Annotated in this window: 5 protein-coding genes; 3 read left to right on the forward strand and 2 right to left on the reverse strand. The window is 65.1% G+C overall.

Annotation, left to right across the window (positions count from 1 at the left end):
- Positions 1 to 155: 155 nt before the first annotated feature.
- From A5652_RS07885 to A5652_RS07895, 3 genes are all read left to right on the forward strand, one after another.
- Positions 156 to 839: a cutinase family protein gene (locus tag A5652_RS07885; RefSeq protein ID WP_156745214.1), complete on the forward strand. Its 684-nt coding sequence runs from the start codon at positions 156 to 158 to the stop codon at positions 837 to 839.
- 461 nt (positions 840 to 1,300) lie between these two features.
- Positions 1,301 to 1,711 (forward strand): hypothetical protein, encoded by a 411-nt coding sequence (locus A5652_RS07890; protein WP_067348810.1) that lies wholly within the window; start codon positions 1,301 to 1,303, stop codon positions 1,709 to 1,711.
- A gap of 437 nt (positions 1,712 to 2,148) precedes the next feature.
- Complete coding sequence (locus tag A5652_RS07895) at positions 2,149 to 2,919, forward strand: enoyl-CoA hydratase (RefSeq protein WP_067348814.1); 771 nt, start codon at positions 2,149 to 2,151, stop codon at positions 2,917 to 2,919.
- A 38-nt stretch (positions 2,920 to 2,957) separates the two neighbouring features.
- On the opposite strand, the gene A5652_RS07900 is transcribed toward A5652_RS07895, so the two are convergent.
- Both A5652_RS07900 and A5652_RS07905 read right to left on the reverse strand, forming a co-directional pair.
- Positions 2,958 to 4,127, reverse strand: a complete 1,170-nt coding sequence (locus A5652_RS07900) for a dihydrolipoamide acetyltransferase family protein (RefSeq protein WP_067348818.1) — start codon at positions 4,125 to 4,127, stop codon at positions 2,958 to 2,960.
- On the reverse strand, positions 4,124 to 4,471 hold a 348-nt coding region (locus tag A5652_RS07905; RefSeq protein ID WP_304441765.1), incomplete at its 5' end, for a transketolase C-terminal domain-containing protein. The genes A5652_RS07900 and A5652_RS07905, both read right to left, overlap by 4 nt.

Here is a 4,471-nt window from a genome sequence, read left to right on the forward strand (position 1 = left end):
GGCCTAACCACAAAACCAGAGTGTCAAGGATCAACCGAAACAGAAACGTCAACCATCAACCGACTCTGAACAGGGGCACCCAGGGCATGTATGAGTTCGCCTGCGTGTCCCGGGCGCGCTCCCTATTCGACGAAATGTCAATTAGCATCTGAAAGATGAAGGCGCGCCGATTAGCGCGTTTGCTGAGTGTCGCGGTGATGACGACCTGGGTGGCGCTGCTGTGCCCACCGATTTCCGCGTCCGCCGCGCCATGCCCCGACGTCGAGGTGACGTTCGCCCGCGGCACAGCCGAGCCGCCCGGCGTGGGCGGCGTCGGACAGGCCTTCATTGACTCGTTGCGTTCCCAGGTCGGGAGCCGGTCCCTCGGGGTGTATGCGGTCAACTACCCCGCTGACGAGGATTTCGCCCCGTCGGCGTCCGCGGGCGCCGGCGACGCTCACGCTCACGCTCAATCCATGGTGGCGAACTGCCCCAACACTAAACTGGTGCTCGGCGGATACGGCCAGGGCGCGATGGTGATCGATCTGATCACCATCGCCCAGGCGTCGATCGGGGGCCTGGTTCCTCAGATACTGACGTCGGATGAGGCGGACCATGTTGCCGCGCTCGCCCTGTTCGGGAATCCGTCGGACCGGTATCTGGGGGCACCGGTGAGCGTGGTCAGCCCGTGGTACGGGGCGAAGGCTATTGACTTGTGTGCGCCGGGCGATTCGGTGTGCACTCCGGGCGGTCCCCTGGCGCCGCCGTCGCACGACGAGTCGTTCTCGGCGGCCCACCTGTCTTACCGGGGGTCCGGAATGCCCGGTCAGGCCGCCACTTTCGTCGCCGGCCATCTCTAAGTCGTCTGAAGCGCAGCGTGGCTGAGCCTCAACGGATCCTTGGGTGCGCGGCCACCCGGTTTGACCACTACGAGATTTCCGAACCCGCTAGGAGTCTGCTATCCGATTCGGGAGTCACCTCTGATGGCGGAAAGCCCCCCGGTGGCGGATGCGGGAGCGAGACAGAGCGGACGGCCGGTCGTGGCGAGCTCGGCGGGGCTGCAACCGGACAGACGGCGCGTGGTCGCAGTGACGCAGGTCACGGCAATTTTGGCAGCGATATCAGCATTGAGTCCTACACGGAACCCCCCGGTAATGGCATTTGGTCGAGCTTTCATATTGCCCAGTAAACCGGCAAAATGGCGGAGCCACCGCTTAATGAGTGCGGTTTAATCATACTGACGGCGTGTCAAAACGAGCAGACGGCGCCTAGGGCGAGATCATTGGCTAGCGCGTCTTCTCTTCGAGGGGGTTGGCGATATATGGCGGCGGATGAATGGCAGCCGGTGGTGCGCGTCGGGGAGCCCAAGTTCATAGCTGGCGTAGGTGATCGAATCAAAGTCGAAGTCAGGACGAGGGGCTGGTTGAGCCGCGACTGGCGTTGTTTCTTCGCGACACAGATCTCTCAACAGCAGCTTGACGCCCGGTACTCTTCGTACCCCTGCTGGGACGAAGTCCAGCGTATCGAGGGTTCCTGCGCAGAGCACGACGCAGAGCTATACATCGAAAAGATTGACGCTGCAATCCATTATGCGAATAACAAGTTGCGCAGCAATGCGCTACCGAGGGCGATTCCCCATGGAACGCGCATCGAATGGCGGGGCTGTGCGGTGCGTGAGCGCCAAGCCGAACTCGACGAGCTGGCGAAGAAGCTAGCGAAGCCCGAGCTGTAACGGATCCGGCAACTATCGACGGCTGAACCGAGCCGGCAGCCGGCGCCGGCGCCGGGGCCGGCGGGCCCGTGTCTCACCATACGTTTCGGCAGGTTGGACCGGGGATTTGGCTGGAAACGTCAGATGCGACAGATAACGTTTTGATAAATACCTCATTACTAATACGTTCCGATATCCATCGGACGCCCGGCAAAGGGTTTTCGCCACCACGAGGCAGGGTCAACGGTGCTTCAGGCGTGGGCTAATACAGTTCAGCCAATGTGGCGAGCCAATACTATGGCTCGCCGATTTGAGTTCCGCTGTCATCCTGCGATTGTCGCTAATCACGCTCACACCGGTCCGCCCCGCGCGGACGGCGCGAAGTAGTCTTACCTCGCCCGTGGCGCTGACACTGGCCGGGTGGATCCACAGCCACAAAGCGAAGCCGGAGGTGCCCGATGGCCCAGTCCGAATCGATCCTTTTCGAGGTCACCAACCGCGTCGCGCTCATCACGGTCAACGATCCCGATCGGCGCAACGCGATAACCGCCGAGTCGTCAGGGCAGCTGCGCGAGGCAGTCGAGCGCGCCGAAGGCGACCCCGATGTGCATGCCGTGGTGGTCACCGGAGCGGGCAAGGCATTCTGCGCGGGTGCCGATCTCAGCGCCCTCGGCGCTGCCGGCGGTGGATCGGCCGAGAAGGGTTTGCAGCAGCTTTATGACGGCTTCATGGCCGTCGGTAGTTGCCGGCTGCCCACCATTGCCGCCGTCAACGGGGCGGCCGTGGGCGCGGGCCTGAATCTGGCCCTGGCGGCCGATGTCCGTATCGCCGGATCCAACGCCGTGTTCGACGCACGATTCCAGAAGCTGGGGCTGCACCCCGGCGGAGGTGCGACGTGGATGCTGCAGCGCGCGGTCGGCCCGCAGGTCGCCCGGGCGGCCCTGTTGTTCGGTATGCGCTTCGACGCCGACGCCGCCGTGCGGCACGGCTTAGCGCTGAGCGTGGCCGAGGATGCGGTCGCTGCGGCGCTGGAGCTCGCCGCCGGTCCGGCGGCGGCGCCGCGGGAGGTGGTACTGGCGACCAAGGCCACGATGCGCGCCACCGCCAGTCCCGGATCGCTGGACAACGAGCAGCATCAGCTCGCCATGCGCGCGGAGCTCGGGCCGCAGTCCCGTTCGATCCAATCGCCGCAATTCGCAGAGCGTTTGGCCGCGGCACAACGCAGGTAGTCAGCGGTGCACGTGCCGACGCATCCCTGACGCAAGACCTATAGATCCAGCAGCGCGCTCTCGGGCGACTCGATCAGATCCCTTAACTCGCAGACGAATTGGGCTGCTTGTGCACCGTCGGCGATGCGATGGTCGAACACGCACGTCAGCGACATCGTCCGACGGGCGAGGATCTGTGTGCCCACGACCACGGGCCGCGGCCTGATCGCACCCATCCCGAGGATGGCCGCCTCGGGGTGGTTGATCACCGGCACGCCGTCGTCCACGCCCAGCGCCCCGAAATTCGTCACTGTGAACGTCGAGCCCCGCAACTCCCCCGGGCCCAGGCTGCCGGCACGCGCACCAGCGATCAAATCGGCTGCCCGACCGGCCAGTTCGCGGGTCGTCTTGCTGTGGGCGTCCGTGATGACCGGGACCAGCAGCCCACGTTCGGTGGCCACGGCGATGCCCAGATGCACGCAATGCTCGACGCGCACCTGCGGTCCCCGCGGCGAGTCGGCCCAGGTGGAGTTCAGCATTTCGTTGTGGCGCAACGCGATGACGACCAATCGCAACGCGAGCACGAAGGGCGATATGGTTTCTTCCACCGAACTGAACCGGTCCGACAGTCGCACGAGCTCGGTGCAGTTGACCTCGACGCCGACCTTGGCTGCCGGAATCTCTTTGTGCGACGCCGTCATTTTCTCCGCCATCCGGGCCTGCACACCCCGGACCGGCCGGACGTCGGCGCCATTGCCTTTCCCGCGAGCCGCCGACAGCACGTCTTCCCGAGTGATGATGGTCCCAGCCGCGTGCTGCACCGAATTGAGGTCAACCATCAGCTCTTTGGCCAGCTTTCGCACCGGAGGGGCGGCGAGCGGGCGCCTGGGGCGTCGGCTGATGTCGATGCCGGAGTCGGCGCCATAGCCGACCAGCGTGGGCACCGCGGTTTCGGCGGCAGGCAGGTCACCACCGAGCGGCGCCGTGTCGATCTGCAGCAGCACCGCTCCCACGCTGACCGTATCGCCTTCGGCGCCATTCCTTTCGACGATCCGTCCGGCGTACGGGCTCGGGATTTCCACCTCGGCCTTGGCGGTCTCCACCGTGCACAGCACCTGATTGAGCTCGACATCGTCCCCGATCGCCACGTGCCACTGCGTCACGGTGACTTCTTCCAGTCCCTCGCCGAGGTCGGGGACGCGAAACGGCTTGATACGCCCGTCACTCATGGCTGCGCCAACACGCGTTCGACGCAATCCAGCAGCCGGTCGGGTCCGGGCAGCCACCACTTTTCCAGCCGCGCCGGCGGGTACGGGGTGTCGAACCCGCACGCGCGCAACACCGGCGCCTCAAGCTCGTAAAACAACTCCTCTTGAATGCGGGCGGCCACACCCGCTCCATACCCCAGGCTTCTCGGGCCCTCGTGCATCACCACGCAGCGTCCGGTCCGGTGGATCGATGAGGCGACGGTATCGAAGTCGAGTGGCACCAGGGACCGCAGATCGATGACCTCCAGGCTCCAACCACGTTGTCGCTGCGCCTCTTCGGCGGCGCCGACCGCGGTGCGATCATG

The organism is Mycobacterium sp. 1165178.9, assembly GCF_001673555.1.
Lineage (GTDB): Bacteria > Actinomycetota > Actinomycetes > Mycobacteriales > Mycobacteriaceae > Mycobacterium.

Bases quoted from the DNA above. Each gene is read 5' to 3' on its own strand.
- A5652_RS07900 (WP_067348818.1), bottom strand. From the start codon at position 4,127: ATGAGTGACGGGCGTATCAAGCCGTTTCGCGTCCCCGACCTCGGCGAG.
- A5652_RS07890 (WP_067348810.1), top strand. From the start codon at position 1,301: ATGGCGGCGGATGAATGGCAGCCGGTGGTGCGCGTCGGGGAGCCCAAG.
- A5652_RS07895 (WP_067348814.1), top strand. From the start codon at position 2,149: ATGGCCCAGTCCGAATCGATCCTTTTCGAGGTCACCAACCGCGTCGCG.
- A5652_RS07885 (WP_156745214.1), top strand. From the start codon at position 156: ATGAAGGCGCGCCGATTAGCGCGTTTGCTGAGTGTCGCGGTGATGACG.